A 19,044-nucleotide genomic window follows, 5' to 3' on the forward strand; every position below is an offset into this window, starting at 1 on the left:
TGTGCAAGCAGGCTAGAGCGCGTCGCGCGCGATGGCGCGGGCCTCGATCAGGTCGCACAGGCCGCGATGTTGCGCGAAGATCTGCTGCGCGCCGAACGCCATGGCGCGACGCACCGGTGCCGCGGGACCGACTGCGGTTGCGATCTGCGCGACCGCAATTTCATCTGGCAGTTGCGAGGTCACGATGGGGACGCCCGCACGGTGCGCCGCCGCGTCGAGGATCCGGTGGAAGGCATGCCAGTCAATTACCAGTGCAAGCGCCGCACCGATCGAGCACCCCGCCCGATCCGAGCGGGCGAGCATGTCGAAAGCATGGCGTTGCGATGCAAAGGCCGCGTCGCTTTCGGCCTGGCCGGGGGTGGAAGGCAGCGGGCCGACCGCAGCAGTGAGGCGAGCGAGATAGGCGCGTTCGATGCCAAAGGCGGCGGTCGCATCGGTCAGCCAGGCGGTATCGAGGTCGGCGACCGGGCGGCGAGCAGCTTCCTCGAACAGATCGGTCAGGCGGCCGTGTACCGCACACAACGCGTGCACCGCATCGGCGAGATCGCGCCCTGCCACGGCAGGCAGGGTAAGGCGGCGCAGCAACGGATGATGCGCGCACCCGTCGCTTGCCGCCAGCGCCGCGATGCTACCTGCCTCAAGGGTCGGTTTAAGCTGTGTCGATGCGATCGCCATGACCCCCGTTTCGTCCTTTCCCGACCGGCGCCTCCGCGCCGGGTCTCACCCGAATGGCAAGCAGTGGAGCAAGGGATATACCGAAGCACGTAAAGACCTGGTGTAGGCGCGGTTAAGTGTACCTAAACCAGGTTCGTCGCGGGGCGGAGCGCCCGAGAAATTGGTCAGCCCGCTACCAAGACGGCCGTTACGCCGGTGATCGCGGTGCCGATCCGCAACGGGGCAAGGCCGATCCGTACCGTTACCGGATCGGCACGGTTGACGAGCAGGCCGACGTGCAGTGGGGCAGGGGTCTTGCCCGCCATCGCCTGTTCGATCGCTGCGCCGAGCGCCACGCGCGCGCCGATCTCGGCCAATGCGACGAAGCGAATCATCGTCAAAGCGTCGCGCGTCAGGCCGGTCATTGCAGCGAGCGTGGCGCTCGGGTCGACTGCATAGCCGCGCGGGTTAATCGTTACGCACGCCAGGCCGGTTGCAGCGAGCAGGGCAGCGTCGAGCGCTTGCGCGCCGGCCAGCGCCTGGGCGGCTTCGCGTTCGGGCGTGCCATCTTGCGCGAAAAGCACCACGCCCGAACCTGCCGGCTCGATCGCGAGCGACAACACGCGCCCCGCGCGCGTGGCCGACGGGATATCAAGGCTATCCCCGATTCCCGATGCCAGTACGCGGCGGATCGCATCGGTCAGGAAAGCGCGGGTCGATGGCGGTGCGATCATGTCGATTGCGGCACCCGCCGCGACCGTCGCGCCGAAATGCGCCCGCGCCGTTCGGCTAGACGCTGTGATTATGCCGTCCTGGTCGGCCATCACCGCCAAATCGCGCATGCCATCGAGTAACGCGGTCGCATCGACCCCGGCGGCGCGCGGGGGGAGGGGCGGTGTATGCGTCGCACACAGCGCATCCATCGTTTCGATCGAAGTGAGCACGAAGCGCGGACGCCCGCGGTGCAGGATGTAGAGTGGCGCACGCGCGGCACGTTCCTGCCACAGCCCGAAATGACGAACGAGGTCGGACGAAGTGACGATCTGTTCGGGGCGCGGCGCGGGAGACATCATCCCCAAAAGGATAATCGACCCCCGCACCTGCGTCACAATATCGCTCCAAATCGGAGCAATCTTGCGGAAAATGCAACCTTCGCGGCGGTGGCGCGGCGACCAGTCAGGGTACGGCGGCGGCGGGACGTGCCCGCCGCCGGGGCGCTTACTGGTCGAGGAAGCTGCGCATCTTGCGGCTGCGGCTGGGGTGCTTGAGCTTGCGCAGCGCCTTGGCTTCGATCTGACGGATGCGTTCGCGCGTCACCGAGAATTGCTGGCCGACTTCTTCGAGCGTGTGATCGGTGTTCATGCCAATGCCGAAGCGCATCCGCAGCACACGTTCCTCACGCGGGGTGAGGCTCGCCAGGACGCGGGTGACGGTTTCCTTGAGGTTCGCCTGGATCGCGGCATCCACGGGGATGATCGCGTTCTTGTCCTCGATGAAGTCGCCGAGGTGGCTGTCTTCCTCGTCGCCGATCGGCGTTTCGAGGCTGATCGGCTCCTTGGCGATTTTCATCACCTTGCGGACCTTTTCGAGCGGCATCGACAGACGCTCGGCCATTTCCTCGGGCGTGGGCTCGCGGCCCTGCTCGTGGAGGAACTGGCGGCTGGTGCGCACAAGCTTGTTGATCGTCTCGATCATGTGCACCGGAATACGGATGGTTCGCGCCTGATCGGCGATCGAGCGCGTGATCGCCTGACGAATCCACCAGGTGGCGTAGGTGCTGAACTTGTAGCCGCGGCGATACTCGAACTTGTCGACAGCCTTCATCAGGCCGATATTGCCCTCCTGGATGAGATCCAGGAACTGCAGCCCGCGGTTGGTGTATTTCTTGGCGATCGAGATGACGAGCCGCAGGTTCGCCTCGACCATTTCCTTCTTGGCAATGCGGGCTTCGCGCTCGCCCTTCTGGACCATGTTGACGATGCGGCGGAATTCGGTGAGCGCCATGCCGGTGGCTTGGCTGATCTCGCTGATTTCGACGCGGATGCGGTCGGCGGCATCGGCTTCGTTGGTGACGAAAGCGGTCCATTTCTTGTCGATCTTGGCGACCGAGGGAATGAACTGCTCGTCGAGTTCATGCCCGATATAGCGATCGAGGAAATCCTTGCGCGGCACCTTGTGGCGCTCGGCGAGGCGCAGCATCTGGCCGCCCAGCGCGGTGAGGCGCCGGTTGAAGGCATAGAGCTGATCGACCAGATATTCGATCTTGGCATTGTGGAACTGGACGCTCTCGACCTCGGCGGTGAGTTCCTCGCGCAGCTTCTGATACTTGCGCTCATCCGCCGCCGACAATTCGCCGCCCGCCGCCATTGCGTCGAGTCGTGTCTGCTGAACCTTACTGAACTTTTTGTAGAGCGCGGTGATGCTCGCGAAGCGTTCGAGCGCGATCGGCTTGAGCTGCTCTTCCATCTGCGCGAGGCTAAGGGTGTTGTCCTCTTCCTCATCATCGGACGGGCGCGGCGTGCGCCGCTCCTGCATCGAATCCTCTTCTTCCTCGGCAGGCGCCTCTTCGGGCTCTTCCTCTTCCTTGAAGCTCGGGCCGGCGGTCTTCGCGCTGATTTCCCCGCCATTTTCGGCGTCTTCATCGGTCAGCGATTCTGGCGCGGGGTCCTTCGACAGCATCGCATCGAGATCCATGATCTCGCGCAACTGCATCGTGCCTTCGTTGAGCGCGGTCGACCAATCGATAATCGCGTTGAAGGTGATCGGCGATTCGCACAGGCCGAGGATCATCGTGTCGCGGCCGGCTTCGATCCGCTTGGCGATGGCGATTTCGCCCTCGCGGCTGAGCAGTTCGACCGCGCCCATCTCGCGCAGGTACATCCGCACCGGATCGTCGGTGCGGTCGATCACTTCCTTCTTCTTTACGTCGAGCGCGGGGCCGGCATCCTCGGACGCATCGACCGGCTCGGCATCATCGTCGTCCTCGGCCTTGGCGGGCTCGTCGCCATCCTCGCCTTGCTCGTCATTTTCGACGATGTTGATGCCCATTTCGGACAAAGCCGCGCTCATGTCCTCGATCTGGTCCGACGTCATCTCGCCCTGCGGCAGCGCTTCGTTGAGCTGGTCGTAGGTGATGTACCCACGCTTCTTCGCGCGCGCGATCACCTTCTTGACCGAGGCATCGTTCAAATCGATCAGCGGCGCATCGCTACCCTCGATGGTTTCGCTTGCGTCCGCCATATCCGTCTTCGCCATTAACTGCCCTCAGTACTAAAAGCCCTGGCGTCTTCGTTCGACTGCACCAGATTTGCAAGCCGCGCACGCAAGGCCTGTTCTTCATTTACGAGCGATTGCTGTCGCTCGTATGATTCTTCCGAAAAAGATGCTTTCATCGTGTCTGTCGCTTCGGACAAAGCCGCTTCCACTTCCGGCCATGCCACAAGAACGGCGATCGCCTCATCAAGGTCCTCGCGTGCCCGTATGGGGTCGGCATCCCTTCGCGTGAACGAACACATCATTTTGTCAGCCCGCAACAGGCCTTGCGTGATTATATCAAATCCAGAGGCTGCCAATATGGTGAGAAGGCGCTCACTATCAAGCGCTTGTTCGTCCATGGCCAAATCTAGCATCGAATCTAAGAGATTTGCGTGCCGCTCATCGGTGATTCGAAGCTTGCTGAGTTCGCCTATATGCCGAACGATTTCCGAAGGGTAACGTAGCAGGCCGGCTAATACCGGCAGAGTCAACGTGCTATCGATGCCATGGGCTTGGATGTTTTTCGCACCTTGGCCAACTGGTCCGTGAGCGGGTTTCCACTGCTGCCCAGCCTTTCGGCTCCCGCGCGCTTGCGGGACGAAAGGCGCGCGCGGCTCGAACGCCTTGCGTTGCGGCCGGAACGTCTCGTCGAAACGGCGGCGGAATTCGGCCTGATATTCATGCGCGACGTTCGAGTCGGCGATGGTTTTGGCGAGATCGGCGAGCCGCGCCTTGAGGCCCGCTTTCTGTTCGGGCGTGTCGAGCGGTTCGGCGGCGAGTTCGCTCGCCCATAGCCGATCGACCAGCGGCTCGGGTTCTTTCAGCAGCGCCTCGAACGCCGCCGGGCCTTTCTGGCGCACCAGATCGTCGGGATCCTGCCCCTGCGGCAGCGTGACGAAGGCGAGGCTGCGTCCGGGCGCGAGCAGCGGCATCGCACGATGCGCGGCGCGGATTGCGGCTTTCTGCCCTGCGCTGTCGCCGTCGAGGCATAGGATCGGCACGTCGCTCAAGCGCCACATGCGCTCCAGTTGCGCCTCGGTCACCGCGGTGCCGTTGGGCGCGACCACTTCGCCGAACCCCGCCTGGGCGAGCGCAATGACGTCCATATAGCCCTCGACCACGATCAGCCGCCCGGCCTTGCGCGACGCAGGCGCGGCCTTGTCGAGATTGAAGAGCATGCGGCCCTTGTCGAAGAGCGGGGTCTCCGGCGAGTTGAGATACTTCGGCTCGCCATCCCCGATGATGCGCCCGCCGAACGCCACCGTACGCCCACGCGGATCGCGGATCGGGATCATCAAGCGGCCACGGAAGCGGTCGTAGGGCGCTTTCTCCTCGACCTGGATCAACAACCCCGCCTCGACCAGCAGGGGATCGCCATAGTCCTTCAGCGCGGTCTTGAGGCCGCTGCGCGAATCAGGCGCGAAGCCGAGGCCGAAGGCGCGCGCGGTCTCGGGCTTGATCCCGCGCTTGACGAGCACGTCGCGCGCGGTGGCACCGGTCAGGCCGTTCAACTGATCGGTGAACCATGTCGCAGCATCGGCGCACGCCTCGTGCAGGCCCTTTGCGGCTTCGGCCTTCTCGGCGGCGCGCGGGTCCATCGCGGGCAGTTCCATCCCCGCCGCCTGGGCGAGTTCCTTCACCGCATCCATGAAGGGGAGGCCGCGCTGATCGGTCATCCAGCGGATCGCATCGCCGTGCGCCGAGCAGCCGAAGCAATGGTAGAAGCCCTTGTCGTCATTGACATAGAAGCTCGGCGTCTTCTCATTATGGAACGGGCAGCACGCACGCCACTCGCGCCCGGCCTTTTGCAGCTTGGTGGTGCGGCCGATCAGCGTGGAGAGCAGCGTGCGGCTGCGCAGTTCGTCGAGGAATTGGGGGGAGAGGGTCATGGCCTTTGCGCACGCGCTACGCGGTCCCCCTCCCGCTCGCGGGAGGGGTTAGGGGAGGGCATGTCCGCGAGCACGCGGCTGATTTCAGCGACTACGCCGTCAATATTGTTGAGCACGTCGTTGTTCCAAAACCGAATCACACGATACCCTTGCTGCTCAATATAGTGCGTTCTCGCCGCGTCGTGCCGTTCCGAGTCTGCATGCTGACCGCCATCGACTTCAATCACCAACTTTGCGCCGCGCGAGACGAAATCGCAAATGAATGGCCCGATTGGAAATTGGGTGTTGAAGCGCACGCCGCCGACTTTCCGAGCACTCAGGCATGCCCACAAGCGGCGTTCGGCATCCGTCATGTTGGCCCGCAATTCGCGGGACCTGGAGGTCGGGCGCTTGCTTGCTTTGTCCAACAGGCCCTCCCCCAACCCCTCCCGCGAGCGGGAGGGCAGTTTGATAAGCGCCCTCTCGCGAAAGGGGGCGCTTTTACGAAAGCGCCGCCTTCACCGCAGCACTCGCCTTGCTCATGTCCAGCGTCGTCGCGTGGCGCGCTTTCAGCTCCGCCATCACGCGGCCCATGTCCTTCATGCCCGTCGCGCCAAGCTCCGCCTTGATCGCCTCGATCGCCGCCGCCGTTGCCGCTTCGTCCATCTGCTGCGGCAGGAATCGCTCGATCACGGCAACTTCGGCCGCTTCCTTGTCGGCGAGTTCCTGGCGGTTGCCCTTGACGAACATGTCGATCGATTCGCGGCGTTGCTTCACCATCTTCTGCAGCACTTCGACGACCAGCGTATCGTCGTCCGCAGGGGCAACGCCGTCGCGCGATTGCGGCGCGCGCGCTTCGATGTCGCGATTCTTGATCGCGCTCTGGATGAGGCGCAGCGTGGCGGTACCTTCCTTGTCGCCGCCCTTCATCGCGGTGATGAGGGCTGCCTTGATGTCGTCGCGAATCATTCTCGGTCCTTTTCGGTGGTGGGCGACGCTAGCGGGTTTATGCGATTGACGCATCCGCTCTGCGCTTCTAACCGACGGCGCTTAGCGACATCGATGAACCTGAGGAGTGCCCGCCGCAATGGCCGACGCCAAACCTGTGACCGCGCCTGCCAAAGCTCCGGAGGGTGCGACCGGCGTTTTGGTGCTCTCCACCGGCGAAGTGATTTGGGGCCGCGGCTTCGGCGCGGAGGGCGCAGCGGTCGGCGAGGTGTGCTTCCACACCGCGATGACGGGCTATCAGGAAATCATGACCGACCCGAGTTTTGCCGGGCAGATGATCACCTTCACCTTCCCGCATATCGGCAATGTCGGCGCGAACCCGGACGATCTGGAGGCGGACGATCCGCACGCGCTGGGCATGATCGTGCGCGAGGATGTGACGGGGCCGAGCAATTTCCGCAGCGTCGAGCGACTCGACGCGTGGATGGCGAAGCACGGGCGGATCGGACTGTCCGGCGTCGATACGCGTGCGTTGACGCGGAAAATCCGCGGCGGCGGCGCGCCCAACGGTGTGATCGCGCATTCGGCCTCGGGTGAGTTCGACGTGCCCGCATTGCTGGCACAGGCGCAGGCGTGGCCGGGGCTGGAAGGCATGGACCTCGCGATCGCGGTGACGACCGCGATGGATTATGGCTGGGACGGCGGCGTCTGGCGGTTGGGGTTGGGGTATGATTCTGCTGCTCCCCTCCCGCTTGCGAGTTCGGGGTCGACAGCGCCCCGCGCTGTCGAGGATGTGCCGGGGGCACATCCGACCCCGAACTGGGCTGGGGGTGGGCTCCCGACCTCCACCAGCGATACGCTTGAGACGGAGCGCGCGCCCACCCCCCAACCCCCTCCCGCAAGCGGGAAGGGGGAGCAGAAGAAGCGCCCCCACGTCGTAGCCATCGACTACGGCTCCAAACGCAACATCTTCCGCAACCTCGTGGCCGCAGGCGCAAACGTCTCGGTCGTCCCCGCGACCGCCAGCTTCGACCAGATCATCGCACTCGCCCCCGACGGCATCTTCCTGTCGAACGGCCCGGGTGACCCCGCCGCGACCGGCGTCTACGCCGTGCCGGTGATCCAGCAGCTGCTCGACACCGGCAAGCCGCTGTTCGGCATTTGCCTCGGCCACCAATTGCTCGCGCTCGCGGTCGGCGGACAAACAACCAAGATGTTCCAGGGCCATCGCGGCGCCAACCACCCGGTCAAGCGCCTCAGCGACGGCGCGGTTGAGATCACCAGCATGAACCACGGCTTCGCGGTCGAACGTGAGAGCCTGCCGGAGACGGCGCGCGAGACGCACGTGTCGCTGTTCGACGGCTCGAATGCGGGAATCGAACTGACCGATCGCCCGGCGTTCAGCGTGCAATATCACCCCGAGGCCAGCCCGGGGCCGCAGGATAGCCTGTATCTGTTCGAGCGGTTTGTGGGGATGTTGGGGGCTATGACCTGATGGCGGGGCGGCAAGAAGACCTGGAGATGAGTATACTGCTGATTCTCTACGAAGAATCGGAGCGCTGTACTGGTCGTCTTAAGGTCCGTCAGTTGTCGGCCAAAATAAGCGGTGCTGGTGAAGTTAGAGTAAGTGCCGGTCTTCAGCACCTGCAAAAACTGGGATTAGTTTCGGGTAGTTTCGACAATTTCACGGCATCTGGATTTGTCATTAGCCGCAAGGGATTGCTTTACGTAGAGCAAAATTTCGAGCGGCATGAGGATGGTGAGAACACCCAGTGGATTGAGAAGGCAGGCGCGATAGGCTTTTCTGAAGCGATCCCCCAGGAAGCTCTTAGGGCACCTAATGCACCCGGGGTTTCGCCGGCTCCATACGTCGATCAGTCACCCGTTCAGCCTATTCACATCCACAACAATTTCTCTCCGCACACGGAGCAAAAGGTGGAAGTCGCGGCACCCGTTATTCCGGATTCAAAGTCTGCTACGAAAGCTGGTTGGTTTGGTGCTTGGGGTGCTTGGGTTGGTGCACTCGTAGCGGTCGCCACCCTGCTCTGGATACTACATGAAGCTAAAGTTTTTTAGAATGGCTTGACTACCAAAAGTCATTGCGTTTGTTACAAAAAAGGCTCCTAAATGACCCTCCCCGAAGTCTCCCCCGCACGCCTCGAAGAGGAATGGGCCGCCGACAAGGACGTGCTCGCGTCGCTGCGCGAGAATGGCGATCGTACCGAGATCGTGCGCCCGGTCGATGTCAGCTTCCGCGGCGATGACGAGGCGCTCGACAAGCTCGAGGAAGAAGCCGCCGAGCTCGGCTTCGAAGTGATCGAGCGCGAGGAGGATGATGACGGCGAGGTGTGCCTGTTCCTGATGCGCGAACAGACCACCGATGATGCCGCGATCAAGGGGCTGACCAAGCTCTGCCTGCAGATCGAGCAGGCCTATGACGTGGAATATGACGGCTGGGGCTGCACAGCCGAAGATGGGGCTGAGGACGGCACTGGCGAGGACGGAACCGAATAACATGCCGAAACGCACCGACATCTCCACCATCCTCGTCATCGGCGCGGGGCCGATCGTCATCGGCCAGGCGTGCGAGTTCGATTATTCGGGCACGCAGGCGATCAAGGCGTTGAAGGAGGATGGCTATCGCATCGTCCTGGTCAATTCGAACCCGGCGACGATCATGACCGATCCCGAGCTGGCCGACGCGACCTATATCGAGCCAATCACGCCGGAGATCGTGCGCAAGATCATCGAGAAGGAGCGGCCCGACGCCGTCCTGCCGACGATGGGCGGGCAAACCGCGCTCAATACCGCGCTGGCGCTGTTCAACGATGGCACGCTGGCGGAATTCGGGGTCGAGATGATCGGGGCGGATGCCGAGGCGATCGACAAGGCCGAGGACCGGCTGAAGTTCAAGGACGCGATGACCAAGATCGGCCTCGAAAGCGCGCGCTCGGCGATCGCGCATTCGGTCGAGGAGGCGCTTGCGGGGCTGGAGAAGACCGGACTCCCGGCGATCATCCGCCCGAGCTTCACGATGGGCGGGTCGGGCGGCGGCATCGCCTATAATCGCGAGGAATTCCTGGAAATCGTGCGGCGCGGGCTCGATCTTTCGCCGACAACCGAAGTGCTGATCGAGGAATCGCTGATCGGGTGGAAGGAATATGAGATGGAAGTCGTGCGCGACCGCGCCGACAACGCCATCATCATCTGCTCGATCGAGAATGTCGATCCGATGGGCGTCCACACCGGCGATTCGATCACCGTCGCGCCCGCGCTGACGCTGACCGACAAGGAATATCAGATCATGCGCAACGCGAGCATTGCGTGCCTGCGCGAGATCGGCGTCGAGACGGGCGGATCGAACGTGCAGTTCGCGGTCAATCCGGCGGACGGGCGGCTGATCGTGATCGAGATGAACCCGCGCGTCTCGCGCTCCTCGGCGCTGGCGTCCAAGGCGACTGGCTTCCCGATCGCCAAGGTCGCCGCCAAGCTGGCGGTTGGCTATACGCTCGACGAGATCATGAACGACATTACCGGCGCGACCCCGGCGGCGTTTGAGCCGACGATCGACTACGTCGTCACCAAGATCCCGCGCTTCGCGTTCGAGAAGTTCAAGGGGTCGAGCAACGTGCTGTCGACCGCGATGAAGTCGGTCGGCGAAGTGATGGCGATCGGGCGCAACATCCACGAATCGCTGCAAAAGGCATTGCGCGGGCTGGAAACCGGGCTGTCGGGCTTCAACATGGTCGACCGGCTGGTGGGGGCTCCCCGCGCGGAAATCGAGGCGGCGCTGGCGGTGGCGACGCCCGACCGGCTGCTGGTCGCGGCGCAGGCGTTGCGCGAGGGCTTCACCGTCGCCGAGGTGCACGCGCTGGCGAAGTTCGATCCGTGGTTCATCGAACGCATCGCCGAAATCGTCGCGGCGGAGAAGGAAGTCGCGACCGACGGCCTGCCGCGCGATGCGGCGGGGATGCGGCGGCTCAAATCGATGGGCTTCAGCGACAAACGGCTCGCCTTCCTCGCGCTCAATTCCGCCAATCTGCGCGAGCGGCCGATGGCACGCGGCGGGCTGATCCACGACGTCGTCCAAGCGATGACCGGCGGCACGACCGAGGCCGAAGTGCGCGCGCTGCGCCACAAGCTTGGCGTGCGGCCGGTGTTCAAGCGGATCGACACCTGCGCGGCGGAATTCGACGCCAAGACGCCGTACATGTACTCGACCTATGAAGCCCCGAGCTTCGGCGAGCCCGAATGCGAGAGCCAGCCGACTGACCGCAAGAAGGTCGTCATCCTGGGCGGCGGGCCGAACCGGATCGGGCAGGGGATCGAGTTCGATTATTGCTGCTGCCACGCCTGCTTTGCGCTTGGGGACGCGGGCTATGAAACGATCATGGTCAATTGCAATCCGGAGACGGTGTCGACCGATTACGACACGAGCGACCGGCTCTATTTCGACCCGCTGACCGCCGAGGACGTGCTGGAAATCCTGCATGTCGAGATGTCGAACGGCACGCTCCACGGCGTGATCGTGCAGTTTGGCGGGCAGACTCCGCTCAACCTCGCGCAGGCACTGCAGGATGCGGGCATCCCGATCCTCGGCACCAGCCCCGACGCTATCGACCTGGCCGAGGACCGCGAGCGCTTCGCCGCGCTGATCAACAAGCTCGGTTTGCGCCAGCCCGCCAACGGCATCGCCCGCAGCCGTGACGAGGCGGTCGCGGTGGCCGAGCGGATCGGCTATCCGGTGCTGATGCGGCCGAGCTATGTGCTCGGCGGGCGGGCGATGGAGATCGTCGACGGTCGCCCGCAGCTCGAGGAATATATCCAGACGGCGGTGCAGGTGTCGGGCGACTCCCCCGTCCTGATCGACCAATATCTGCGCGACGCGATCGAAGTCGATGTCGATGCGATCTCGGATGGCACCGACGTGACGGTGGCGGGCGTGCTCCAGCATATCGAGGAAGCGGGCGTACATTCGGGTGACTCGGCTTGCTCGATCCCGCCCTATTCGCTGTCCGCCGAGGTCATTGCCGAGATCGAACGCCAGACCGTGGCGCTGGCCAAGGCGCTGTCGGTCGTTGGCCTGATGAACATCCAGTTCGCGGTGAAGGAGGGCCTGGTTTACCTGATCGAGGTCAACCCGCGCGCCAGCCGCACGGTGCCGTTCGTCGCCAAAGCGATCGGCGCACCCATCGCCAAGATCGCCGCGCGCGTGATGGCGGGCGAGAAGCTTGCCGACCTCCCCAAGATCGATCGGCACATCGATTATTATGCGGTCAAGGAAGCGGTCTTCCCGTTCAACAAATTTCCCGGTGTCGATCCGGTGCTCTCGCCAGAGATGAAGAGCACCGGCGAAGTGATGGGAATCGATGCCGACTTCACGCTCGCCTTCGCCAAGTCGCAATTGGGCGCTGGGACCGTACTGCCCAAAAGCGGCGCAGTGTTCGTCAGCGTGAAGGATGGCGACAAGCCGGTGATCCTGCCCGCCGTCCGCGCATTGGCGGAGCACGGATTCACGATCGTCGCGACGTCGGGAACTGCGGACTATCTGACGTCCCAGGGCGTTACCGTGGAGCGCGTCAACAAGGTCGCGCAGGGGCGGCCGCACATCGTTGACCGGATCAAGGATCGCGGGATCGATTTGATCTTCAACACGACCGAAGGCTGGCAGAGCCTGAAGGACAGCTCGCCGATCCGCGGTTCGGCGCTGTCGTTGAAGATTCCATACTTCACGACTGCGCCCGCCAGCGTCGAGGCGGCGAAGGCAATCGTCGCGCTTTCGACGCGCAGCCTTGAAGTAAAGCCGTTGCAATCCTATTATTCGCACTCGCACACCTAATCCCCCACATGAGAACAGCGTGCGGGCAGGTCCAGAACGGACCGGCCAACCGGGTGATTTTGAAGACGAAGGACGACAGGGATGGCTACCGTTGAGAAGATGCCGATGCTGCAAGAGGGCCATGATCGGCTCAATGCGGACCTGAAACGGCTGAAGGCGGAGCGGCCGACCATCGTCGACGCGATCGAGGAAGCGCGCGCGCACGGCGATCTTTCTGAAAATGCCGAATATCACGCCGCCAAGGAGCGGCAGGGCCAGATCGAAGCCTCGATCAGCGACATCGAGGATAAATTGTCGCGCGCGCAAGTGATCGACCCGACGGAATTGTCGGGCGACAAGGTCGTGTTCGGTGCGACGGTGACCTTGCTCGACGAAGACGACAAGCCGGTGAAATATCAGATCGTCGGCCAGACCGAGGCGGACGCCAAGGGCGGGCGTATCTCGTACAATTCGCCGCTCGGGCGCGCGCTAATCGGGCGCAAGCTCGAGGACGAAGTCGAAGTGACCGTACCGTCGGGTGACCGCTATTACGTTGTTTCGAAGATTGAATTTATCTAAGCGGCGGCGAGCGATTAGCGAAGCTAATCGCAAGCGAACTAGCCGCTTACGGACGGCGGCGCCAAAGCGCCGACCGACGACACGGGATTTATTCCCGTGTCAGCGCGCACGTTCGTGAGACGCCGTCTGCAAAGCCGCCGTCGGACGGGTTCGCAGATGCGACCCGCCGTCAGGCCCGGGGGCTGCGCTGACGCGCACCGGCGCCGTCGCTACGCCGACGCGCCTGCCCCCGGCGCTAGCAAATCCGGCTGCAACAGCCGGTGCAGATGGACCACCACGAACTTCATTTCGGCATCATCCACCGTGCGCTGCGCGGCGGCGCGCCATGCCTTTTCGGCGCTGGCATAGTCCGGAAAGACGCCAACGATCTCAATCGATCCGAGATCGTCGAAATCCAGAGTACGCGGATCGGACACGCGCCCGCCGAAAACGAGGTGGAGTTTGCTCATGAATTCAGGTCCCGATAGGCATGACTGTGCTCGCCCCATCTTAGGGGCGGTGATGCCTTTCGGGAACCTTTCCTAAAAAATTACGCCTGCGTTTTCGCTTTTTTGGCGCTCGGCTTCGGCTTGGCGACGGCTTCATCGCCCGATGCCGCGGTAGATTTGGTCTCGGCAGTCGGCGGTGCCTTGGCCGCGACGATTGCGGCGGCACCCGCCGTTGCCAGCGTCCGCACCACCCCGCCGAGCAGCTTGCCGACCTGATCGCGCGCCGCAGACCGGGTGAGGCCAAGCACGTCGAGCTCGGCCTTGGCGGTATCCTTCGCCGCGTCGACGGCGCCGCGCGTCGTATCGCTGATCCGCTTGCCGACCGGGGCCAGCAGCTTTGCTTCCTGCGCGCTGCGCGGCACGAACGCGCCGAGCAGAACGCCAAGGGCGATTCCGCCAGCGAGCAGTCCGACGGGATTGGCTTCGATACCCTCAGCGGTCTTTCGCGCGAGATCGCGGGCTGTGTCGGATGTTGCTTCGACCGCCTTGGTGGCGGAGCTGCGAACCTTGGCGACAGCTTGCTTGCCGCGCGCCTTGGAAGATTTCGCGTCGGTCATTTCGAAGATCCTCGTTTGGGGGAAGTAGCGGGAATGGCGCGCGGTGCCGGGCGCCGCCGTACAAGACGCGCGATGCGATGTCGCGCCAGGAAAAGGCTCAGCAGCGTCACCGCTAGCCCAACGGCCAGCGGCCTCCGCCGGGCGGTTTCGACGACGCCATTCAGTGCAATGATTCCGCGTGTTTGCAGCGTCTCCGCCATATCCTGCGCCAACGCCCGAGGCGTAGCACGGCGTTGCAGCGCGCTGATCGTTCCCGAGAGCCGCGCCCGTGCTGCCTCAGACCGCGCCTGCGCCAGCGCGAGCCGCGTGCCGATCGCGCGTCCGGTCATGGCAGCTCCTCGGTTGCGCCAAACAGCAGCTTGAAATGCCGCATGGCAAGCCAGCCCATCAACACGGACAGGAGTACAAGCGTGCCTACGACAATCGCCGTGGCCCAGCCGGGGCCGACCAACGGTGCTAAAACCATCAACACGCCGACGACGAGTGCAGTGAGGGCGACCGATGCCGTCGCAACGGCGGCAAGGAGCAACAGCACGCCGTTGCGCGCCTCGTCGATCCGCGCGACGACCTTCGCCTTCTGCAACTCGATCTCCGCACGCGCGAGATGCTCGGCATCGGCGAGGACGCGCGCAAACAGCGACGCGATGCTGTCGTCATCGCCCGTTTCGTCGCGCGCCACGTCGTCCATCACTGCCCCCTGACGCTCAGGCTCAGGATTTATCGGTGGTGTCGGCGGCCAGACCCGATTGGATCAAGCGCACCAGCACGAAGCCAATGGCGGCCGCTGTGCCGATCGCGATTGCCGGGCTCTTCTGCACGAAACCACGCGCATCGTCGATCAGATCGTCGAGTTCCTTGGCCTTCAGCCCTTCGGAAAAGCCAGCAACCTTATCGGCGGCGCCGCGCGCATACTGGCCGTATTGCTCGCCGAGCTTCTCATCGACGGTGCCAGCGGCATCGTTGATCATCTTGACGATTTCGTCCAGCGCGCCGCCCGCGCGGGCCTTGCCATCCTCGGCATAGGTCTTGGCGCGATCGACGGCTTCCTTGCCGATCTTGCTCGCGCTGTCCTTCAGCAATTGCGTGGCGGTGACGGTTGCCTTGCCCGCTTCGTCGGCTGCCGTGTGTGCGGCAGCGGAGGCCGCGTTGAGATGTTCGGTCGTGGTGGATTCGTTGGCGGATTCTGGGGTGGTAGCCATGACGAGCGCCCTTCATTGATGATCGAAAACACGTAACCGGTCAGCGCCTGTCCTAGTTCCCATCTCCCTGCGAATTGCGGGCGCGGGAGTTAACCGATAGAGGCACGCGCAAACTTCCGCCCGACAGTTAGAAGGATCGTTCCATGACCGCAATCATCGACATTCATGCCCGGACGATCCTCGACAGCCGCGGCAACCCAACGGTCGAGGTCGATGTGATGCTGGAAGACGGCAGTTTCGGCCGCGCTGCGGTCCCATCGGGCGCCTCGACCGGCGCGCATGAAGCGGTCGAAAAACGCGACGGCGACAAGAGCCGGTGGGGCGGCAAGGGCGTGCAGAGCGCGGTCGATGCGGTGAATGGCGAGATCGCCGACGCGGTTGCGGGCCTTGAGGCCGAGGATCAGCGCGAGATCGACGCGACGATGATCGAACTCGATGGAACCGAAAACAAGAGCCGCTTGGGCGCGAATGCGATCCTCGGTGTCAGCCTCGCGGTGGCGAAGGCTGCCGCCGATGCGCGCACGCTGCCGCTCTATCGCTACGTCGGCGGCGTCTCGGCGCATGTCCTGCCCGTGCCGATGATGAACATCATCAACGGCGGCGAGCATGCCGACAACCCGATCGACTTCCAGGAGTTCATGATCGTGCCGGTCGGCGCAACGTCGATCGTCGAAGCGGTCCGCTGCGGTTCGGAAATCTTCCACACCCTGAAAAAAGCACTCCACGAAAAGGGTTTGGCCACGTCGGTTGGCGACGAAGGTGGCTTTGCACCCAATATCGCCTCGACCGATCAGGCGATCGAATTCATCCTGCGCTCGATCGAAACCGCGGGCTACACGCCGGGCGACGACGTGATGCTCGCGCTTGATTGCGCGGCGACCGAATTCTACAAAAACGGCCGTTACGAGATTTCGGGCGAGGGCAAGAGCCTGTCGAGTCACGAAATGGCCGAATATCTTGCCGACCTGACTCGCCGTTACCCGATTTTTTCGATCGAGGACGGCATGGGCGAAGACGATTGGGAGGGCTGGAAGGCGCTCACCGACATGATTGGCGACAAGGTTCAGCTCGTCGGCGACGATCTGTTCGTGACCAATCCGAAGCGGCTGAAGCAGGGGATCGAGACCCGCACCGCGAACTCGCTGCTGGTGAAGGTTAACCAGATCGGTACGCTCACGGAAACGCTCGAAGCCGTTTCGATGGCGCAACGGGCGGGCTATACTGCGGTCATGTCGCACCGCTCGGGCGAGACCGAGGACTCGACGATCGCCGATTTGGCTGTCGCGACCAATTGCGGCCAGATCAAGACGGGCAGCCTCGCAAGGTCCGACCGGTTGGCCAAATACAACCAGCTCATCCGCATCGAGGAAGAGCTGGAGGGCGCTGCAGTCTATGCGGGACGCTCTGTCATCCGCGTTTAACGACCGTAAAAATACGGGCTTGATCCACGAGTCGCGATGCGCGACAGTCGCGACCGTGGTCAAGAAGCGCTCAACCCTCCGTACGATGCTCCGCCGCGCGATCGCGCCGGCGGCGTTGCTGATCGTCGCCGTTTTCTTCGGCGGCTATGCGATCTTCGGCCCGAACGGCGCGCTTGCGTATGGCGATATCGAGCGGCAATTGGCGGTCAAGCAGCGCGAGCTCGCGATGCTCGACAAAAATCGCGCGGATTTGAAAAATCGCGTTGCGCTGCTCGACCCGAAACATGCCGATCCGGACATGGTCGAGGAGTTGGCGCTCAAGAACCTCGGTGTCGTGCACAAAGACGATATGATCGTCCCGCTGACCGACACGAAATAATCGACGGTACCGGCCAAACGGGCGGTCTACCCTGCGATCCGGCGCGTCGATTCTCCCTCGAGCCGTTAAGGATTCCGGTCGGACTGGCGCGATCGGGCGCAAGGTGGCAGCGTCGCGCCATACCGAATCGAGGGAGCCGCTATGCGTTCAGTTTTGTTGGCCGGGATCGCGGCTCTTGCCTTGGCGTCCTGCGCCTCCGCCGCACCTGAACCCAAAGGGTCAATGGCGCCGCTCGTCGCGCTGCCGACGACCGACTGGAAGAGCTTTCGCGACACCTTCATCGAGGATTGGTTCAAGGTCTCGCCCGCCGATGCGGTGTATCAGGGGAAGCACGACTATGATGGTGGCCTCGGCGATTGGACGCCCGGTGGCCTGAAGCGGCAAGGCGATTTCCTGCGCGAGGCGATCGACAAGGCCAAGGCGTTCGACACCGCCAAGCTGAGCAAGGACGAGGCGTTCGAGCGCGATTATCTGGTGACGGTCGCGTCGGGGAAGTTGTTCTGGCTGGAAGACGCCGATTTCCCGCACAAGAACCCGGCCTGGTATGTGAATGCCGGGCTCGACCCCAACGTCTACATCGCGCGCAATTACGCCAATGCGCCGACGCGGATGCGCGCGATGGTAACCTTCCTGCGCAAAATTCCGGACGCGGCCGCGCAGATCAAGGCGAACCTTAAGACGCCGATGCCGCTCAGCTACATCAATTTCGGCGTTGCCGCGTTCAACGGATTCGGGGATTATTATACGGGCGACGCGAAGAAGGCGTTTGCCGAGGTGAAGAGCCCTGCCCTGCAGGACGAGTTCGATCAGGCGGCCGCTGCCGCGTCGAAGGCGATGCACGATCTTGGTGCCTATTTGGAGAGCCAGCGCCCGAATGCGACGCAGGATTTCGCGCTGGGCGCCGAGCGTTTCTCACGGATGATCAAGCAGACCGAGGGTGTCGACGTGCCGCTCGCCACGCTGGAGGCGGCGGGCAAGGCCGATCTGCTCCGCAACCAGAAGGCGCTGGCCGAGGCATGCGGGCAGTTCGCACCGGGTGCGACGATTCCGGCGTGCATGGCCAAGATGAACGCCAACAAGCCCATCAATAACGATCCGGTCGCCGAGGCGCGCAAGCAGATCCCGGAACTGCGCGCGTTCGTGCTGGCCAACGACATCGTAACGATCCCAGACCAGGAACAGGCGCTGGTCGAGGAGAGTCCGCCGTATAACCGGCAGAACAGCGCCTATATCGATCCGCCCGGGCCGTTCGAGAAGGGCATCCCTTCGGTCTATTACATCTCGCCGCCGGACCCGTCGTGGAGCAAGGCCGAGCAGGACGGCTTCATCCCGGGCAAGATGGATTTGCTGTTCACTTCCGTCCACGAAGTGATGCCGGGGCATTTCCTGCAATTCCGCCACGCCAATGCCTCACCCTCGATCTTCGGGCGGTTGTTCGTCGGGTACGCCTTTGCCGAGGGCTGGGCGCATTATGCCGAGGAAATGATGTGGGAAGCGGGGCTTCATAAGGGGGATGCTGAGACGCATGTCGGGCAGTTGTCGAACGCGTTGCTGCGCAATTGTCGCTATCTCTCGGCGATCGGGCTGCACAGTGGCACGATGACGCAGGAACAGTCTCGCGCGATGTTCGTCAAGCAATGCTATCAGGACGAAGGCAATGCCAAGCAGCAGTCGGCGCGCGGGACGTATGATCCGGCCTATCTGAATTACACGATGGGCAAATTGATGATCCGTAGACTGCGCGAGGATTGGACCGCCACGCATGGCGGACGCGCGTCGTGGAAGGCGTTTCACGACGAATTCCTGCGCTATGGCGGGCCGCCGATCCCATTGGTGCGCAAGGCGATGCTGGGTGGGGATGGGAAAGCGGTGTTCTAG

19 protein-coding genes are annotated in these 19,044 nt (G+C 63.4%); 8 read left to right on the plus strand and 11 right to left on the minus strand.

The window, feature by feature from the left end:
* Window positions 1–12 precede the first annotated feature (12 nt).
* The 6 genes from HMP06_RS01850 to HMP06_RS01875 all read right to left on the minus strand — a co-directional run bounded on the left by HMP06_RS01850 (window position 13) and on the right by HMP06_RS01875 (window position 6,746).
* Window positions 13–675, minus strand: coding sequence for a DUF6975 family protein (locus HMP06_RS01850; protein WP_176495549.1), 663 nt, complete (start codon window positions 673–675; stop codon window positions 13–15).
* A gap of 164 nt (window positions 676–839) precedes the next feature.
* Entirely contained in the window at window positions 840–1,727 is an 888-nt protein-coding gene (locus tag HMP06_RS01855; RefSeq protein WP_176495550.1) for a hypothetical protein, read from the minus strand.
* 145 nt (window positions 1,728–1,872) lie between these two features.
* Window positions 1,873–3,909, minus strand: coding sequence for an RNA polymerase sigma factor RpoD (gene rpoD / locus HMP06_RS01860; protein WP_176495551.1), 2,037 nt, complete (start codon window positions 3,907–3,909; stop codon window positions 1,873–1,875).
* Window positions 3,909–5,798, minus strand: a complete 1,890-nt coding sequence (gene dnaG, locus HMP06_RS01865; RefSeq protein ID WP_176495552.1) for a DNA primase — start codon at window positions 5,796–5,798, stop codon at window positions 3,909–3,911. Before dnaG ends, rpoD begins: the two co-directional genes overlap by 1 nt.
* Window positions 5,795–6,205, minus strand: coding sequence for an endonuclease domain-containing protein (locus HMP06_RS01870; protein ID WP_176495553.1), 411 nt, complete (start codon window positions 6,203–6,205; stop codon window positions 5,795–5,797). Before HMP06_RS01870 ends, dnaG begins: the two co-directional genes overlap by 4 nt.
* 73 nt (window positions 6,206–6,278) lie before the next feature.
* The gene (locus tag HMP06_RS01875; protein WP_176495554.1) at window positions 6,279–6,746 is read right to left on the minus strand and encodes a GatB/YqeY domain-containing protein; all 468 of its coding nucleotides are present in this window, start codon (window positions 6,744–6,746) and stop codon (window positions 6,279–6,281) included.
* A gap of 118 nt (window positions 6,747–6,864) precedes the next feature.
* Here HMP06_RS01875 and HMP06_RS01880 point away from each other — a divergent pair, with 118 nt between their 5' ends.
* The 5 genes from HMP06_RS01880 to greA all read left to right on the plus strand — a co-directional run bounded on the left by HMP06_RS01880 (window position 6,865) and on the right by greA (window position 13,122).
* On the plus strand, window positions 6,865–8,220 hold the full coding sequence (locus HMP06_RS01880; protein WP_176495555.1) for a carbamoyl phosphate synthase small subunit: 1,356 nt from the start codon (window positions 6,865–6,867) through the stop codon (window positions 8,218–8,220).
* Between the two features lie 26 nt (window positions 8,221–8,246).
* Complete coding sequence (locus HMP06_RS01885) at window positions 8,247–8,801, plus strand: hypothetical protein (RefSeq protein WP_176495556.1); 555 nt, start codon at window positions 8,247–8,249, stop codon at window positions 8,799–8,801.
* Between the two features lie 51 nt (window positions 8,802–8,852).
* A complete protein-coding gene (locus HMP06_RS01890; RefSeq protein WP_176495557.1) occupies window positions 8,853–9,239 on the plus strand; it encodes a ribonuclease E inhibitor RraB in 387 nt (128 codons plus the stop codon).
* Window position 9,240: 1 nt separating this feature from the next.
* Window positions 9,241–12,564 (plus strand): carbamoyl-phosphate synthase large subunit, encoded by a 3,324-nt coding sequence (gene carB, locus HMP06_RS01895; RefSeq protein ID WP_176495558.1) that lies wholly within the window; start codon window positions 9,241–9,243, stop codon window positions 12,562–12,564.
* Window positions 12,565–12,645: 81 nt separating this feature from the next.
* Window positions 12,646–13,122 (plus strand): transcription elongation factor GreA, encoded by a 477-nt coding sequence (gene greA / locus HMP06_RS01900; RefSeq protein ID WP_176495559.1) that lies wholly within the window; start codon window positions 12,646–12,648, stop codon window positions 13,120–13,122.
* Between the two features lie 209 nt (window positions 13,123–13,331).
* On the opposite strand, the gene HMP06_RS01905 is transcribed toward greA, so the two are convergent.
* From HMP06_RS01905 to HMP06_RS01925, 5 genes are all read right to left on the minus strand, one after another.
* Window positions 13,332–13,571, minus strand: a complete 240-nt coding sequence (locus tag HMP06_RS01905) for a DUF4170 domain-containing protein (protein ID WP_176495560.1) — start codon at window positions 13,569–13,571, stop codon at window positions 13,332–13,334.
* Between the two features lie 80 nt (window positions 13,572–13,651).
* The gene (locus tag HMP06_RS01910; RefSeq protein ID WP_176495561.1) at window positions 13,652–14,167 is read right to left on the minus strand and encodes a hypothetical protein; all 516 of its coding nucleotides are present in this window, start codon (window positions 14,165–14,167) and stop codon (window positions 13,652–13,654) included.
* Window positions 14,164–14,496, minus strand: coding sequence for a DUF3618 domain-containing protein (locus HMP06_RS01915; RefSeq protein WP_176495562.1), 333 nt, complete (start codon window positions 14,494–14,496; stop codon window positions 14,164–14,166). Before HMP06_RS01915 ends, HMP06_RS01910 begins: the two co-directional genes overlap by 4 nt.
* Window positions 14,493–14,855, minus strand: a complete 363-nt coding sequence (locus HMP06_RS01920; protein ID WP_176495563.1) for a phage holin family protein — start codon at window positions 14,853–14,855, stop codon at window positions 14,493–14,495. Before HMP06_RS01920 ends, HMP06_RS01915 begins: the two co-directional genes overlap by 4 nt.
* A 22-nt stretch (window positions 14,856–14,877) precedes the next feature.
* Window positions 14,878–15,366 carry a hypothetical protein gene (locus HMP06_RS01925; RefSeq protein ID WP_176495564.1) on the minus strand — a complete coding sequence of 163 codons (489 nt, stop codon included), beginning with the start codon at window positions 15,364–15,366 and terminating at the stop codon, window positions 14,878–14,880.
* 143 nt (window positions 15,367–15,509) lie between these two features.
* Between HMP06_RS01925 and eno the strand changes: the two genes are divergently transcribed.
* The 3 genes from eno to HMP06_RS01940 all read left to right on the plus strand — a co-directional run bounded on the left by eno (window position 15,510) and on the right by HMP06_RS01940 (window position 19,044).
* Window positions 15,510–16,787, plus strand: coding sequence for a phosphopyruvate hydratase (eno, locus tag HMP06_RS01930; RefSeq protein ID WP_176495565.1), 1,278 nt, complete (start codon window positions 15,510–15,512; stop codon window positions 16,785–16,787).
* Between the two features lie 85 nt (window positions 16,788–16,872).
* Window positions 16,873–17,166, plus strand: coding sequence for an FtsB family cell division protein (locus tag HMP06_RS01935; protein WP_176498328.1), 294 nt, complete (start codon window positions 16,873–16,875; stop codon window positions 17,164–17,166).
* A gap of 141 nt (window positions 17,167–17,307) precedes the next feature.
* Entirely contained in the window at window positions 17,308–19,044 is a 1,737-nt protein-coding gene (locus HMP06_RS01940; RefSeq protein WP_176495566.1) for a DUF885 domain-containing protein, read from the plus strand.

Source organism: Sphingomonas sp. HMP6 (assembly GCF_013374095.1).
Taxonomy (GTDB): domain Bacteria; phylum Pseudomonadota; class Alphaproteobacteria; order Sphingomonadales; family Sphingomonadaceae; genus Sphingomonas.